The sequence below is a fragment of the Pseudomonas sp. D(2018) genome (assembly GCF_005502555.1).
Taxonomy (GTDB): Bacteria; Pseudomonadota; Gammaproteobacteria; order Pseudomonadales; family Pseudomonadaceae; genus Metapseudomonas; species Metapseudomonas resinovorans.
This window is the reverse complement of sequence record NZ_SCOK01000005.1, coordinates 116182-131942: the sequence shown is the minus strand read 5'-3', so window position 1 is coordinate 131942 and position 15761 is coordinate 116182. Positions and strand designations below refer to the sequence as shown.

The 15761-nt window shown below is 57.5% G+C and carries 14 protein-coding genes and 1 tRNA gene; 2 read left to right on the top strand and 13 right to left on the bottom strand.

What is annotated here, in order from left to right; genetic code table 11:
- Nucleotides 1-14 precede the first annotated feature (14 nt).
- The 8 genes from FFS60_RS06010 to FFS60_RS05975 form a co-directional block, all read right to left on the bottom strand.
- Complete coding sequence (locus tag FFS60_RS06010) at nucleotides 15-3149, bottom strand: efflux RND transporter permease subunit (protein WP_137821409.1); 3135 nt, start codon at nucleotides 3147-3149, stop codon at nucleotides 15-17.
- On the bottom strand, nucleotides 3146-4606 hold the full coding sequence (locus FFS60_RS06005) for an efflux RND transporter periplasmic adaptor subunit (RefSeq protein WP_137821408.1): 1461 nt from the start codon (nucleotides 4604-4606) through the stop codon (nucleotides 3146-3148). Before FFS60_RS06005 ends, FFS60_RS06010 begins: the two co-directional genes overlap by 4 nt.
- Nucleotides 4603-5865 (bottom strand): TolC family protein, encoded by a 1263-nt coding sequence (locus FFS60_RS06000; protein ID WP_137821407.1) that lies wholly within the window; start codon nucleotides 5863-5865, stop codon nucleotides 4603-4605. The genes FFS60_RS06005 and FFS60_RS06000 overlap by 4 nt, the downstream gene beginning before the upstream one ends.
- Nucleotides 5866-5957: 92 nt before the next feature.
- Nucleotides 5958-6287 (bottom strand): hypothetical protein, encoded by a 330-nt coding sequence (locus FFS60_RS05995; protein ID WP_171016489.1) that lies wholly within the window; start codon nucleotides 6285-6287, stop codon nucleotides 5958-5960.
- A 487-nt stretch (nucleotides 6288-6774) separates the two neighbouring features.
- Complete coding sequence (locus FFS60_RS05990; RefSeq protein ID WP_137821406.1) at nucleotides 6775-7800, bottom strand: IS110 family transposase; 1026 nt, start codon at nucleotides 7798-7800, stop codon at nucleotides 6775-6777.
- Nucleotides 7801-8048: 248 nt separating this feature from the next.
- Nucleotides 8049-8996, bottom strand: a complete 948-nt coding sequence (locus FFS60_RS05985; RefSeq protein WP_256658039.1) for a site-specific integrase — start codon at nucleotides 8994-8996, stop codon at nucleotides 8049-8051.
- A 200-nt stretch (nucleotides 8997-9196) separates the two neighbouring features.
- Complete coding sequence (locus FFS60_RS05980) at nucleotides 9197-9448, bottom strand: hypothetical protein (RefSeq protein WP_137821404.1); 252 nt, start codon at nucleotides 9446-9448, stop codon at nucleotides 9197-9199.
- 582 nt (nucleotides 9449-10030) lie between these two features.
- Complete coding sequence (locus tag FFS60_RS05975) at nucleotides 10031-10657, bottom strand: glutathione S-transferase family protein (RefSeq protein ID WP_137821403.1); 627 nt, start codon at nucleotides 10655-10657, stop codon at nucleotides 10031-10033.
- 124 nt (nucleotides 10658-10781) lie between these two features.
- Here FFS60_RS05975 and FFS60_RS05970 point away from each other — a divergent pair, with 124 nt between their 5' ends.
- Entirely contained in the window at nucleotides 10782-11726 is a 945-nt protein-coding gene (locus tag FFS60_RS05970) for a LysR family transcriptional regulator (protein WP_137821402.1), read from the top strand.
- 320 nt (nucleotides 11727-12046) lie between these two features.
- Here FFS60_RS05970 and FFS60_RS05965 read toward each other — a convergent pair whose 3' ends face one another.
- The 4 genes from FFS60_RS05965 to FFS60_RS05950 form a co-directional block, all read right to left on the bottom strand.
- On the bottom strand, nucleotides 12047-12403 hold the full coding sequence (locus tag FFS60_RS05965) for a hypothetical protein (RefSeq protein WP_137821401.1): 357 nt from the start codon (nucleotides 12401-12403) through the stop codon (nucleotides 12047-12049).
- Between the two features lie 69 nt (nucleotides 12404-12472).
- Nucleotides 12473-12820 carry a hypothetical protein gene (locus FFS60_RS05960; protein ID WP_137821400.1) on the bottom strand — a complete coding sequence of 116 codons (348 nt, stop codon included), beginning with the start codon at nucleotides 12818-12820 and terminating at the stop codon, nucleotides 12473-12475.
- A gap of 130 nt (nucleotides 12821-12950) precedes the next feature.
- Nucleotides 12951-13682: a phage antirepressor N-terminal domain-containing protein gene (locus tag FFS60_RS05955; protein ID WP_137821399.1), complete on the bottom strand. Its 732-nt coding sequence runs from the start codon at nucleotides 13680-13682 to the stop codon at nucleotides 12951-12953.
- Nucleotides 13683-13686: 4 nt separating this feature from the next.
- Entirely contained in the window at nucleotides 13687-14175 is a 489-nt protein-coding gene (locus tag FFS60_RS05950; RefSeq protein WP_137821398.1) for a hypothetical protein, read from the bottom strand.
- A gap of 110 nt (nucleotides 14176-14285) precedes the next feature.
- Between FFS60_RS05950 and FFS60_RS05945 the strand changes: the two genes are divergently transcribed.
- On the top strand, nucleotides 14286-14549 hold the full coding sequence (locus FFS60_RS05945) for a helix-turn-helix domain-containing protein (protein ID WP_137821397.1): 264 nt from the start codon (nucleotides 14286-14288) through the stop codon (nucleotides 14547-14549).
- Between the two features lie 916 nt (nucleotides 14550-15465).
- Here FFS60_RS05945 and FFS60_RS05935 read toward each other — a convergent pair.
- Nucleotides 15466-15541 (bottom strand) — tRNA-Thr (locus tag FFS60_RS05935).
- Between the last annotated feature and the right edge of the window lie 220 nt (nucleotides 15542-15761).

Here is a 15761-nt window from a genome sequence, read left to right as displayed (position 1 = left end):
TATAGCTCCTGTGGTTAGTAACTCTTTCGTTTACCCCGTCGACGCATCAACCAATAGGCGGCAGGCAACACCAGCATGGACAGCAGCGGGGCTGTGATCATGCCGCCAACCATAGGTGCGGCAATGCGTTTCATGACCTCTGAACCCGCTCCGCCGCCCCAGAGAATGGGCAGCAGGCCAGCGATGATCACGGCAACGGTCATCACCTTGGGTCTGACACGCAGGACAGCTCCTTCGCGAATTGCCTCCAGTAGGGCCGGATCGTCGCTGCGCCCTGCATCCATACGTGCATGCCAGGCATTCTTCAGGTACAGCAGCATGATTACCCCGAACTCTGCCGAGACGCCGGCCAGGGCAATGAAGCCCACGCCAGTGGCGACCGAGAGGTTGAAGCCGAACCAGTAGAGCAGCCAGATGCCGCCCGATAGGGCGAAGGGCAGGGTGGCCATGATCAGTAGGGCCTCACCGAAGCGGCTGAAGGTCAGGTAGAGCAGCACGAAGATAATCAACAAGGTCGCTGGCACCACCCAGGCCAGCCGCGCATTGGCGCGCTCCAGGAACTCGAACTGACCGGAGTAGGAGACGGTCATGCCAGCATCGAGTTGTACCTGCTCAGCTACGCGTTGCTGCAACTCGCGCACGGTCGATGCCAGGTCGCGCCCACGGACATCGACATAGACCCAACCGGACAGACGCCCGTTCTCGCTGCGCAGCATTGGCGGCCCTTCGGTCAGACTAACCTGGGCGACGGTGCCCAAGGTGATCTGTTGGCCGGCTGGCGTGAGGATCGGCATACGCCGTAGTGCCTGCGGACTGTCTCGCCACTCCTTGGGATAGCGCAGGTTGATCGGGAAGCGGGCCAGTCCTTCAACCGTCTCACCAATATTGCTGCCGCCGATGGCGCCCGATACCACCGCCTGCACATCGGCGATGCTCAGGCCATAGCGCGCCGCGGCCAGTCGATCGATCTGGATGTCCACGTAACGGCCGCCAGTAAGGCGTTCTGCCAAGGCCGAACTCACCCCAGGCACCTCTTTGGCCACGGCCTCGATATCGCGCGTTATGCGCTCGATGTCGACCAAGGAGGTTCCGGACACTTTCACCCCAATGGGGCTCTTGATCCCCGTCGCCAGCATGTCGATGCGGTTGCGGATGGGCGGCACCCAGATATTGGACAGCCCCGGAACTTTTACCGCGCGATCCAGTTCCTCGATCAGCTTTTCGGGTGTCATCCCCGCGCGCCATTGATCGCGTGGTTTGAACTGCACCGTGGTCTCGAACATTTCCAGCGGTGCTGGATCGGTGGCGGTCTCTGCTCGCCCGGCCTTGCCGAATACCCGTGCCACTTCGGGCACCGTGAGGATCATCCGGTTGGTTTGCTGCAGCAGCTGGGTGGCCTTGCTGGCCGGCAAGCCGGGCAGGGCTGATGGCATGTACAACAGGTCGCCCTCGTCCATCGGCGGTAGAAACTCTCCTCCGAGTCTGCTGAGGGGCCAGAGACTGGACAAAAACACTAGCAAGGCCAGCGCTAGGGTCACCTTAGGCCAAGCCAGCACCCACTCCAGCACCGGCCGGTATGCACCGATCAGCCAACGATTCAAGGGGTTCTGTTGTTCGCTGGGGATATGCCCACGAATCCAATAGCCCATCAGCACCGGTACCAAGGTGATCGAGAGGCCAGCAGCGGCAGCCATGGCATAGGTCTTGGTGAATGCCAGCGGGCCAAACAGGCGACCCTCCTGGGCCTCCAGGGTGAAGACCGGGAGGAAAGACAGGGTGATGATCAAAAGGCTGAAGAACAGCGCCGGCCCGACCTCGGCCGCAGCTTCGCCGATCACCCGCCAGTGCGCCTCGCCCTGAAGCGGTTCGCCGGGGTGTCGAGCCTTCCAGGCCTCGATGTGCTTGTGCGCGTTCTCGATCATCACCACGGCGGCATCGACCATGGCGCCGATGGCGATTGCGATCCCGCCGAGCGACATGATGTTGGCATTGACGCCCTGGTAGCGCATGACGATGAAGGCCATCAGGATGCCCAGGGGCAGGGTGATGATCGCGACCAGCGACGAGCGCAGGTGCCAGAGGAAGATCAGGCAAACCAGGGCAACCACCGCGAACTCTTCCAGCAGCTTGTAGCTGAGGTTATCGATGGCGCGGTCGATCAATTGCGAACGGTCATAGGTGGTGACCACCTCGACGCCGGCCGGCAAGCTGCCCTTCAGGCTGTCCAGCTTGGTCTTCACCGCGGCGATGGTATCGCGGGCATTCTTTCCGGAGCGCAAGATGACCACGCCACCTACAACTTCACCCTGGCCATCCAGCTCGGCAATGCCACGACGCATCTCTGGCCCCAACTGAATGGTGGCCACCTGACCCAGCAGCACCGGAACTCCGCTGGCCGAAGCCCGCAGCGGCACATTGCGGAAATCCGCCAGGCTCTCTAGATAGCCTGAAGCCCGGACCATGTACTCGCGCTCTGCCAGCTCCAGGATGGCGCCGCCGGTTTCCTGATTGGCGCTCTTCAGCGCCGCTTCGACCTCCTGCTGAGTTACCCCATAAGCCACCAGCTTCTGGGGATCGAGCAGCACTTGGTATTGCTTGACCATGCCGCCGAGGGTGGCCACTTCGGCTACGTTGGGCAGGCCCTTGAGTTCGTACTTAAGGAACCAGTCCTGCAGTGCCCGCAGCTGGGCAAGATCATGCTGGCCGCTGCGGTCGACCAAGGCGTACTGGTAGATCCAGCCCACGCCGGTGGCATCCGGCCCAAGGGTGGTGGTAACACCCTCGGGCAGGCGTTCCTGCGCCTGGTTGAGGTACTCCAGCACCCGCGAGCGTGCCCAGTAGAGGTCGGTATCGTCCTCGAACAGCACATAAACGAAGGAGTCGCCGAAGAACGAGTAGCCGCGCACTGTCTTCGCCCCCGGCACCGAGAGCATGGTGGTGGCCAGCGGGTAGGTCACCTGGTTCTCGACAATCTGCGGTGCCTGCCCGGGGAAGCTTGTGCGGATGATGACCTGGGTGTCGGACAGATCCGGCAGTGCATCCAACGGCGTGTTGCGCAGCGACCAGATGCCCAGGGCGGTGATGAACAGGGTCGCCAGCAGCACCAGAAAGCGATTGCCGATAGACCAGTGGATCAGACGTGCGATCATGGCTGGTCTCCTTCCTTGCTGAGCTGCTCGATCATCAGGCCGGAGTTTTTCTGGCGGGCGCCGATACGTACGTGATCTCCTGGCTTAAGTCCCACAGCTACTTCTGAGCTGACCAATGGAAAAGCCATGGTCATACCTGGCATATTCAGGCTCTCGAAGGGCCCGTGCTCCAGGGTGACTGACTCCGCGTCCAGAGCACGAATCACACCATGGGCCTCATGTAGTTCCTTCTTATTGTCCTGCTCGGCATGGCTGGCCATGACACCCTGTAGGCTGGCCTCCGAATCGATGAGGAACTGGCCGGAGGTAACGACCGCCTGACCCTCCTCAAGACCGGACAACACCTCCAGACGCCCATCAGCCTCGCGGCCCAAGGTTATTTCCAGGGGGCGGTAGCGCCCATCGCCTTCTACCAGCATCACCAACGCACGCTTCCCGGTGCGAATCACGGCTTCACTCGGCACAAGAAGCGTGGATTGTTCGACGGCACTGTTCAGGCGTACGGCGGCGAACATGCCGGGGCGCAACTTACCGGCAGGGTTGGGTAGCTCGCTGCGTACCGTGAGCGTGCGTGTTTGCGGATCGGCACTCGGCAGCAAGGCTATGACGCGGCCCAGCAGCGGTCGATCAGGAAAGGCCGTCAGGTTGGCGCGGATCTCGTCCCCGACCTGGATACTTCCGGCCATGGCCTCGGGTATCGCCGCATCGAGCCAGACACTGGATAGCCCGTTAATCAACGCCAGATCCTGCCCGGCTTCGACGGTCATCCCGGCGCGTACCTGCAAGGCTTGGAGCTCGCCGCTGATAGGTGTGGTGAGGGTTTGCACCGCCCGTGGTTTGCCGCTGTGGCGGACCTGCTCGATCAACGTTTGAGGCATGCCAAGCAGGCGCAGGCGCTCTTGGGCCGCACTTATCAAGCGAGTGTCAGCGGTACGCAGTACCGCCAGGAACTCCAACTGCGCGGCGGACCATTCGGGAATCAGCAGGTCGACCAGGGGGGCTCCGGCAGGCAGCACATCGCCCGGGGCGCGACCGTAAACCCGCTCGACGAATCCGCCGGCGCGGGCCTGGAGGTTCGCCACTTCTCGCTGGTTATAGGCCAGGGAACCCACCGCCTCGATATCCGAGGGCAGTACACCTCGGATCACCATCGAGGTTCGCATTCCGAGGTTCTGCACGGCTTGAGCGGGGATGCTCAGGACAGACGGATCCTGCTCGGATCCTGCGTATTTAGGGACAAGTTCCATATCCATGAAAGGTGACTTGCCCGGCTTATCGAAGCGCTGCTCAGGCTGCATCGGGTCGTACCAATAGAGCACCTTGCGCTCGTCCGTCGGTGCGGAGCTAGGCAGGATCTCGTGTTTGGCTTGCCGCTGGGCCAGCCAGTAGCCACCGCCCGCCGCGCCAATGCCCACGGCCAGCAAGGCGACCGCAAAACCAAATGCCGATATCTTCATTTCAGTCCCTCCACATAGGCGTAGTACAGGCTTGCGGAGAGCTGGCTCAGCTTGCGCTGCTGTTCAATCTGCCGTAGCTGAGCCTCGATCAGGTCGCGCTGGGCGGTGAGGACGGATGTCAGCTGGCTGTTGCCGGCCTGGTAAGCGGCAAGTTCGAGATCGGCACGTTTGCTTGCAAGCGGGATCAAGGTTTTTTCGGTGCGTGACAAGGTCCTGCGCAGTTGCTCAAGCTCGGCAATACCGCCTTCCAGCTCAGCCTGATGGGCGCGCAGTAATGCTTCCTGCTCGGCTTCCATCTGCGACACGCTTTGTTGTCTGGCGTTGATCTTGGGCCCCTGACGTGTGCCTACGAACAACGGCAGGTCGAACGTGAATTGCACCATCACCATATCGCCGAACTGGTTGTCGCGATTGTTGTAGGCAAACTCAACACCCCAGTCGGGGGTCTTCTCGGCGATGGCCTCGTTCAGCTCGGCGCTAGCCTCGCCGACTCGGGCGGAGGCAGCGCGCAACTCAGGGTGTGAGGCAATGCGTTGCTGCAGGTGCGGTGCCACCAGGTTCAGATTGGGAACATCTCCTTGCAAAGGCTGGTCAGCCTCGTTGCCTATCCAGCGGCGCAGCTTGGCACGAGCTACTGCCACATCGCGATTCAGTTCATCTCGCCGATCTTGTAACGCCAAAGCTTCCTGGTCGGCCTGCAACAGCTCGCCAGGCTGAGCACTACCGCCGGCAATCAGCGATTGCACGGTCGAGCGGAGCATCTCGATCTGACGGTCCAGTTGATCGAAGAGGCCAACACTGCGTTCGGCGTAGTACACGTCCAGCCAGCTCACTGCCGTCTGGCGCTTGATTTCCAACTGCATGGCACGCTGCTCGGCCTCGGCCCGCGTCATGGAGGCTTCGGCCAGTTGGCGACGGGCCAGACGCTTGTCGCCGTTTGGTACCTCCTGCATGAGTCCAATGCGGCGCATGGTCATGGAGTCACGATTAAGTGTGTAACGGTCAGGGCCTTCGATCGGCAGGTTGTCGATGCCTATAATCAGCTTGGGATCGGGCAAGGCGTCTGCGGGCCCTACAGCCTGCTGTGCCGATGCCACCTGCGCCTGGCGCGCGAGGTTCTCAGGGGCACTCTGTTCGGCCAGAGCTTGGGCTCGTTCGAAGGTTAGGGGCTGTGCCTGCGCGGCAAGCCAGGGAGCTGCCCAGAATGCGGCAGCCAACACGCCGAGATAGCCACAGCGTGGAAAAAGGAAAGCGGACATGCTTTCGCCTCCAATGCGTTGATCGAAGTTGCTACCACGCAGTGCAAGGTAGCAACGGCACGCCTGCGATGCAGACGTGGTGGATCACGACATCAGGCGAAACGGGGGGGGCGCCAGAGCCCGGCGGGCTCGCGCTCGATCACCGACTGGCTCGGCAATACCTCGGGGCGGGAAAGGCGCGGGGGGAACGTCTTGATCACTACGGTCTGCAGCAGGCTGGCGGTCTTGCAGTCCTGACCGGATTTGCAGGGGGATTTGTCTGCCACCCCATCCGCCAGGTCAGCGTGATCGCAGCAGGGAGCGTCGGCCATCGCGTGGCCCTGATGATCACCGCTCTGCATCGGACAGGGTTGTGCCGGCATGCTCAAAGCCATACCGCCGAAGGCCGGCAGCACGAGGCTAACAATCAGCAGCAGAACCAAGCTAACTCGACGCACGGCAAGTTACTACTCAGGTGGATGGCGGGATGATAGCAGATAGTTTTGTGCGACGTCGCATTGCTGCAGCAAACAATTGACTTGCGTTGATCTGGGTCAGAAAGTTGAGCCTGGAAAGATTACCAATAACAGTCATGAGGAATACCTCAACTCTGGGCCATCTGACGCCTGTAGGTCTGGCTGACTACTGGCTGCTTTTGGCCCAGACCGTGTAAAAATCTATGGTCACCCCCACTTTTGCAATACTGATCGGCGATGAACGTTAGGCTTGCCTAAATCTATCCGGCGTCTGGGTGGAGCAAGCTCCGCGCCTCGATGAGAGTCGCGCCTGACGATCCTGAAAACGTTGGCGGCTTCGAAAGCCAGTTTTTACATCAGGTTCTTCGTCAGGCCGGTGGGCCGTTCACGTCATCGTCTGTTCAGCTATCGCAAAACCGGAAAAGGTGGTCGTGGTACTGCTCAGTCAGTAGGGTCAGGCGGTCAAGCCGTTTGGCTCGGTTTCATATCGAGTGTGCTTAACGGCAATCGCCCAGGCAATGCGGGCCAGTTTGTTCGCCAGTGCGCAAGCCACCACGTTCGAGTGGCGGCGAATGAGCAAGCACCGCACCCAAGTCGCCAATGCCCCGCGCTGATGCTCAAGTCGCATCAGATAGACGCGAGCGCACTGAACCAGCAAACGCCTGAGGTGCTTGTCACCCCGCTTGCTGATGCCCAACAGATTGGTGCGACCGCCTGTGCTGTACTGCCGGGGCACCAGCCCGAGTGATGCGGAAAAGTCGCGGCTACTGGCGTATTGCCGGCCATCGCCCATCTCGACCGCCAGCAAGCTGGCTGTGATCGGGCCGACCCCTGGCATGCTGAGCAACCGACTGCTCAAGTCATCCTCGGCTACTTGAGTCTCCAGTTGCCCCTCCAACTCCTTGATCTGCTGATCCAAGTAGAGGAAGTGCTGATGCAGTCGCATCAGCAACTGCATCAGCTGCGGCGGCAACGAGTGCTCTGACAAAGTGCTCGGGAGTCGCTTCATGGTTGCCAGGCCCTTGGGCAGGCTGATGCCGAACTCCAGCAGGAAACCATGTGCCTGGTTGGTGGCCTGTGTGCGCTCACGCACCAAGGCGTCACGCATGCGATGCAAAACAGACAGCGTCTGTTGTGCCTCAGTCTTGGGTGCGACAAAGCGCATGGAGGGTCTGCACGCGGCCTCGCAGATGGCCTCGGCATCCACGAAGTCGTTTTTGTTGCTCTTCACGAACGGTCTGACAAATTGCGGTGCGATCAGCTTGGCGACGTGTCCGAGCTTGTTGAGCTCCCGCGCCGTGAAGTGGGCTCCGGCGCAGGCCTCCATGACCACCGTACAGGCTGGCAGATTGCCGAAGAGCCGCATCATCTGCAGTCGCGAGAGTTTCTTGCGAAAGACCGCCCGGCCTGCCCCATCCTGACCATGCAGATGGAAGCTGTGCTTGCCGAGATCGATACCCACCAGTGCAACTTTGTTCATGGCGATGGCCTCCGAGATGAACCCTGCGAGAGCGTAGCCCTCGCGGGGTGTGGGGGTGACCATAGATTTTTACACAGCCTGGGCCGATTTCTGCCTGTTGTGGTGGGCCACAGTCGGCCCAGAGTGTGTAAAAACACCCGGACATACCCTTGCTATGATTTCTGAGAATTTCATCGCAAGGGAAGCCCATGAAACGGTTTATCCAGGGTGAGCACCTTACTTCCCGAGAGCCTATATCCACGATGACGTTACGGCGTCCGCTGGTTTTTTTCGTCACGTCGACTTTTCATCTCGGTATACCAATGCCCTCTGGTGGCGGCAGGAAACTCGATCACCCCCAGGCTGCGTCCTTGACCGTACCTTGGGGGCTTCTGTGGCTGGCGAATGCTTGTCAGGTCAGCGCTATCGGCGGGACGAATGTGAGCCTTCATGCCTGTCCCCAGTCGGCTATCCCCGTAAACGCTCAGGGAGCTGATGCACTGATGCCCCATGACGTACGCCTGGGATTCTGGGCTTTCGCCAGAAGCCTTGAGGATCGAGCCCATCTGATGCCGGAAGCTCTTCAAGGTCGGAACCTGTCGGCGCCTCGACCATAGAGCTCGTGACTCCCGGCGAAATCGATCTCGAATAGCCGTGTTAGTGCGCGGGCAATTCGACATCCTATGTGCGGCCCATTCAATCAATTTCAGAATGTTGGGTTTGTCGATCACCAGGGTTCGGTCAGCGCCGCGATGCAACTCTGCGGATTTTTTGCCACCGATGATTTGCACTAGGTTTCCTGTGACGGAGATCGTCCGCATCTCACAAGGGCGCACGCCTATGCAGTTCGCCAGGACAAGCGAGGCGGCTTCATCGAGATTACCCCCGGCATGAAGGTGCTTGTACAGCGCTTTGAAGTCCTCGAATGGGACTTTACGAATCTGTTTCAGCTTGGATTTTCTGGGTATCGTGCTTTTAGGTGCTGTGACCGGATTGATCAGCTTTCTGATTGCAGTAGCTGTGTCGCTGTTGCCACGAGCAAGCTGATCGTTCATCAGCGAATTTTTGAGCGTGCTAAATGAGTTGGGGCAATAGTTACCTGCGCAGGCAAGTAAAGCCGCGCAGATCTGCGCCGAAGATGGATCAGCCTCGCCGCAGCGATGCTGATAAAAATTGCGTGCTCGGGTTTGGTACCGCTTCAAGGTTGTTGGTTGCATGGTCGTCATCTCTTTTTGTTGTTTTGATGACAAAGCTAAGCCGCTGCGCGAATGGCGTTGTGTCAGTTCGGCCTGAACTGAAATGCACTACGCCTTCGCTTCGTTTTTTCTTGTTCCGTCCGAACTGCCCCAACGCCCTCTTACTCGCGCCGCGAGTAAGAGGTGCGCGCTCTCACTCACGCGACACGCTTCATCTACATTCAGCGTGCGCGTGGAGCAAAAGCGCGCGCAAGCCTTTTGTCATCAAAATCAAAAAGCAGCCAGCGCCTGTGGCGCTGAAGGGACGAGCTTGGCAGCACGAAGCCCGCTAGCGGAGATGCATCAAAAAACGATGGTTTCAAAAATACTTGCCATTGGTCGAGGTTTTGGTTGTGTATTTTTAGTGTAAGTGATTGATTTATATTGTTTTTATGTCGAAATATAGCCAATAAAAGCAGTGCCAGTTTGGGCACTCTTTGCGCCAGAGGTGGCGGTGATGGTGCCACTTCCGGCTGCTTTCGGTGCCTGATCAGGCACTGTTAATGCCGCATGCGGCACAGTAAGTGTGTCGCAAACCGCAGTTGCGACATGCGGGGTGTATCGCAGCTAGCTGCATGCGACATGGTCAGCGTATCGCAGCGCATGTTGGTGACAGGCTAGGAGTGTCGCACCGGTGCCCGGCGACACTCCTAGCCTGTCGCAAATCGAGTCTGCGACATGCGTGGGATATCGCTACTAGCGCATGCGACACAAGATTCGTATCGCTGCGCGAGCTTGCGACACGCCTAGGGTGTCGCAGTTAGGCTATGTCATAGGGGCAAACAGCTTTCGTACGGATGGGGCTGTCTGTTGCTTTTGCCAATATGCAATGGCACTCATCTGACCAGCCATTTGCACTGATTTGCTCGCCTGAGCACCGAGGAAGAGTCGATCACGACAGGCGGCAACCGGCCAATAGCTGCCTGATTTAACCGGTTGCCTCTCGCCAGAAACAGGGTGAGTCAGTACTTAGGTCTTGCATGATGACCAGTCGCCTATCCCTGATGTCGCCTCTGTTAAGTCACCATTGCTTGACTCTCAGTCATTGAAGCCTTCTTCACCTCTGCCAGCTCGTTCATAGCGTTTACAAACCGCTTGATATTGGGGAAGGCGTCTAGCGATATCTGAAATAAGCGGCACCAATTCAAAATCGCCAATAACAGATAGTCCGGCGCAAAGGGGTGTTCGCCCGTGCAGTAGGTATGTTCATCAAACACGCCATCAACATACCGAAGCTGCACTTTAACCCTCTCAAGAGACATGGCTTTGACTTCATCCCTGGCTGAATTTGACGTTCGCTCAGGGTGAAACAGAACTGCAAAAGCCGGGTGCAAAGTGCTCGACAAATAGAACAGGGCTTTCAACGCCGAATTTCTTAACGGCGATGATGGATCAGGCATCAGCGCCGCTTCTGGGTGCAATTCCGACAACCTCAACAGAATCGCCCCGGCCTGGGTCAGCGTCTCGCCTTCAAACTGAAGCACGGGCACCTGACCTTGCGGATTAATTGCCAGAAAAGCCTCTGTCTGCTGCTCGCCTGCCAGCAAATTCACCCTATGCAATGCAAAGGGTTGGCCGGTCTTTTCCAATGCAGCATGCACCGCGTAAGAACAAGCAAAGGGTTGATAATACAGGGCGTACATGGGCAGTCCTTTCAGGTGGTGGTCAGTACGCGGCCAGTGTAAGATCGACAAAATTGTGAATCCATCTCATTATTTTTGTATAAATGATGAATTTCTTTAATTTATAAAACAATGGGCTGATTCCATGGAGTCGTTGCTAAAGCGCCTTGAGATTCGCCATTTACGGTTGGTTAGCGCTGTTGCCAGTACCGGCAGCCTGTCAGCAGCCGCCAAGGGCTTGCACTTGACTCAATCGGCATTGAGCCATCAGTTGAAAGTGCTCGAAGAAACCCTGGCAGGCAGTCTGTTTCATCGGCATGGCAAGAAGATGGTGATCACACCACTCGGGCGCCGTGTATTAGAAGCGGCCGAGAAGATACTCGGCGAACTGGCGTCCATGAGCGACGACCTGAACCACCTTAAACAGGGCGGGGATGCCTGCATCCGCATGGCAACCGAGTGCTACACCTCGTTCCACTGGCTGCCTCGTGTCATTCCCCTCTATCAGCAGCAACATCCCGGTGTACGCATTCAACTGCAACCTGAAATCAGCAATGACCTATCCCGGCAGTTAGAGTTTGGCGAACTGGACATTGCCATCCGCATGTCGCCTGCCAGCGATAAATTCTCGAACCATCTGCTTTTTAGCGACGACATGGTGGTGGTCATGTCGTCAAATCATGCACTGGCTCAGTCAGACTCCATTCTTCCTGAGCAATTGCTCGATCAGCATTTGCTGTTGTACCACTCGGGCAAAACCCGCCTGCTTCGCGCCATGTTTAATGACCTGCAGATAAGCAAGCTCAACGTGACCGAAATGCCGCTGACAGAGGCCATTCTGGAGTGGTGCAGCGCCAATTTAGGCGTCACAGTCATGGCTCGCTGGGCAGCCAAGCGCTGGGTTGACTCCGGGGATGTAGTCCTACGCCCGCTAGATGCGCAATGGTCCATCCGCCATTGGCATGCCGTTACCCTCAAACAGGACATGCCTTCTTACTTAGAGGATTTCCTGGATTTGCTTAAAGCACATCCGCCCTCGATTCACCGGGCATTAAAGAGTGGAAAGAACAAGAGCTCTGTTTCTCTCTAGTGAAAAAAGGGTTCTGCACTAATAAGGTCCACTTTTGGCCGGTTTCTGCCTGTGGCTGCCGGAGTACTGGCTGCCGGAGTACTGGTTGCCAGCTATGTCGCAATCGCCCATGCGGCACGGGAGTCGTGTCGCAGATTTTGGGCCCCAATCTTGAGTAGCAACGCCCCTTGGATTGGCTCGCTACACATCGGGCCGGCCCAGAAAAGGTGAGTCAGGAACAGGTCGTTGATATCCCCGGAAAGACCAGCAATGATCCCAGGCATGGAGGTGAAGAAGGCGTTATGGCCTTCATGACGCGGCTTGGCCTCTTTCTGATTGTGTCAGTGGAGCCGATCAGGCGTCGGATAGAAGCCCTGAGGCAGAAATGCCTGATAGTCCACCAGGGATTGGTATCCATCTGGGTGGAACGAGGCGATGACGTAGAAACTTCCTTTGTATGTATGCAACACCCAGAACGCTCCCTCCAGTTCGATACGCAGGATGTCCGAGGTGCGAATCAGACGCCCATCGGTAAATCGCCCCCCGAGCGGATCAGCCCTGACATGCCGGTGCGTTACTCCCAGGCAGCAGCATGCTGCGATATGAGCATCTGTGAGATAGGCCGTGACCGGCTTGCTGAAAGGGTATGCCAGAGCCTTGCGCAGCTTCTGCATATTCTCGGGAGAAATTGGGCGCATTACTGCTCCTCACAGATCAATGATCAACTCCGGGTTGACGCCCGTGTGTTCTCCGGGATACTCCATGGCTTATATCAGGCATGCGATGGTGTCGGCGCTGGCAGGCTTGCGAGTACCGGGGCCCAGTAGCAGGTACACAGAATTGAGCGTTCTGAAATGAAATCCCTCGCTGAACTGATGCAGTAGCGAAGTTCTCACGAAGTCGCCGACATCCCATCGTCGCTCGCTGTCGAAGACAACCTGGTGCGCATAGATCAAAGCCGGCTGGCGTTGTGTCTTCTCCAGGGCATGCCGTTGAGCGTCCGTGGTCTCTATATCGAGCCACAGCCAGTCACGCACCAGGCAAAAATTTCCATAGGGGAAGTTCTTTCGGGCATAGCTGAGTGCCTCTTCGTCGGACATGGAACTGCCGGTCATGGGCGCTCCTGCTACGTACAACAGCTCTGTGATATCTCTCAGTGAGCTCATGGCTGATCGATCTGCATCCCCTGAGGGTGGCTGGTGACGTTTTGGTTCGTAGCTGGGGCAGCTGGCTGCCCACTACCACTCATGGCGTCTGTTGCATGTTGCAGGTCTGACGATGCTGCTGCTCCAAGTCGATGCCACAGAGCAGGGCAGCGAAATCCGCGTCAGGCAAATGCATACGCTGTGTGCGAGTCTCAACAATGGATTTGATGATCGCATCGACCCGCAGCGAAATCGGCATCTGGCTCGGCGTCTTTGAGCGATCATGCTGATAGATGATCGAGCTGAGAGAAGCGACTGCTGCACGTAGTTGATGGTCTTGAGTCTCGGCAATTCCAAAACCGTTAGAGCCTCGGAATTGGTTGGTAATCTGCTTGAGCAGTTCCGGACGATTGGCTGGATCTGCCTGTTGCGTTCGCCAGTTCAGAATTCGGTTCAGGACTGTTGGTGCAGCAGCTGTTGCTGGCACTGGGGGCTGTTCCTCCACAGTCGTTGTTCCGCCAAAAAAGTGAGTGCGTAACTGATCGAGATGCCGCCGAACGACTGGGGACACCTTGCGCGAGCTCAAGCTTTTCAGCCAGAACTCGAACTCTGACTGCGGCAGGCACAGCGCCCGCTTCATAAGAGGCTGGCCCGGCAGTGATACATCATGCTCACGAGGGCTGTAACGGGGGGGATGCAGCTTGGCTGCTTGAGAGTGCCAGTTCAGCCCCATCGCTTCGCATATCGGCCGCATAGGCCAGAAGCGCTCACTGTCGCTGCCGATCAGATAAGGAATAGTCAGCCCCTGAATTTTGATTTTGGATGTGCGCATTGGATTACTGGACCCCTTGGGTGGCTGGGTTCGGGGCAAAGGCTGTCGAGCGCTTAAATTGCGCAGCGATGAGTTCGTGCAGTGCATGGCTGGCCGGGGCCTTTTCCATCCATTGCCGCATGAGGTCGAGCACTTCGGGCCTGTTAGTCTGTGTCAGCGTGATGAGCTTGTTGGCGCTTGCCTCTACTGCACGGAAACCATCCCTGAACTGGATTGCTTCCGCGCTGCTCTCCGCGCTCAGTTGATCAAGGATCTGATCAATGAACGCTGGAATCAGCCGGACCGGCAGGGAGTACAACGTGGATTTAGATTCAGTGTCATCTTCGATCAGCAGGTCGCGTTCCCATGCCGTAGCGGCAACCTGGGCCAAGTCAGTTGGTGCACCGAAGGAGGTGAGTAGAGCATTCAGCTCCATGTGGATTTCTAGCGTTTGCTTGTTCAGCGTGAGCTGAAGCTTCGGGCTTGGGGAGGAGGGTTGTGCTGTGGTGTTCATCAAGGGGTTCCTTGAAAAGGGGATTATCAAAACAATCTGAATATCGGTAAATCAGATAACTGTAGATTAGATATACCCTCGCATGCTGTCAAGTCGTGAGGTGGTCCTCGTTGGAAAAGTCGGTGTATCGAGAAGAAAATCTGGTGCTGCTCAGGCTGCTGAAGCAGTGCAGGGTGGAGGCTGGTTTGACCCAGATGCAGTTTGCTCAGGCGCTTGAACGTCCGCAGTCTTTCGCGAGCGACATCGAGCGCGGTCTGCGTCGTCTTGATCTTGTTCAGCTGCGCGACATCTGCATTGCACTGAACATTGGTCTTGTCGACTTTGTGCAGCGATTTGAAGATGAGCTGGCTTTATCAAAAAGGGCAGGTGAGTAACACCTGCCCTTTTTGAAAATGGACGCGCGGTTCGCTCCGTGGGGCGCTCCGAATTGCCCAGTTACTGGATGCCAGTGAGGGCTTGTCTTGGAGGCGTGCGGATGAGATGGGCAGCCCCCTTACCCTTGGTCACTGTGCTTTAGGCGGCGCCTCGCTGCATCCTCTCCCATGCTGCGGAGTACAGCCCTGCAGCATCGCTGCACAGCAGCCGAATCGCTTGTATGCATCCACCTAGTGGCTCGTCTGAAAGCTCATTCAAAATGGATGTACCACTGAGCGCGCAGAGTAGGCCTAAGACAGCGTGCTGTCGCTGCATGGCTTCGTCATAGAGTTCGGCTGCTTGGGCATCGCTTCGATAGCCAAGCAGGCTGTTGTGCTCGTTGGCATGTAGCGGGGTAAAGCCCGGGGATGAGTTGCTCTGGTGCATAGGGTGACCTCTAGAGTTTTAGAGGCCGCCATCACTCGCTACCAAACGAGAGGGTGGCGGCTGTATGCGGGTTGGTAGACCGAGACTCTAGGAACTCGGCGCGCCGAAGCGCCCCGCATACAGCCACCATAACAAGTTGCCTCATGGTGGCAGTGATCCTGAAGTCAGGTCTGTTGACCCGCCCATTCACACTATTCAGCTCTCAGGGGCTGTGCAAGATCCCACTTTAAGGCATCTGGGCGAAAAAGGCCTTCGCCATGAATGGCCTTCAAGATGACTAAGAATGCGTCTGACGATTTTAGGGTCGCTAGGCAATCCGCACCAAGATGACCTGGGTCGCGATAAATTTCGGACAAACGGTATTGAGGTCGGCGCGATTTTTTTCTAACCAACAGGGTAGGGGGTGTCAAAACCCTACCCCAATCCTACCCCAAGCCAAATTTTGCCCACAAAAAAGGCCTACGATCTCTCGTAAGCCTTTGATTTGTATGGTGCCGGCACCAGGAGTCGAACCCGGGACCTACTGATTACAAGTCAGTTGCTCTACCAGCTGAGCTATACCGGCCAGGAGGGGCGGCCATTATAGCGATTGGGCGCCGCGAGTAAACCTCTGTAAGCGAGCTTCAAGCAGCTTTGAGCATCAGCATGGCGTGGCTTATGCACAAAGGTGATCTTTTTTGCACGATCGTGCTTGAAATCTGTGCGCTACATCTCGGATTTCGTCAAGTGTTTGTTTTTATTGGCGCTTTATCTGTTGTCCAGAAAATGCTCAACGCCTGCTGGTT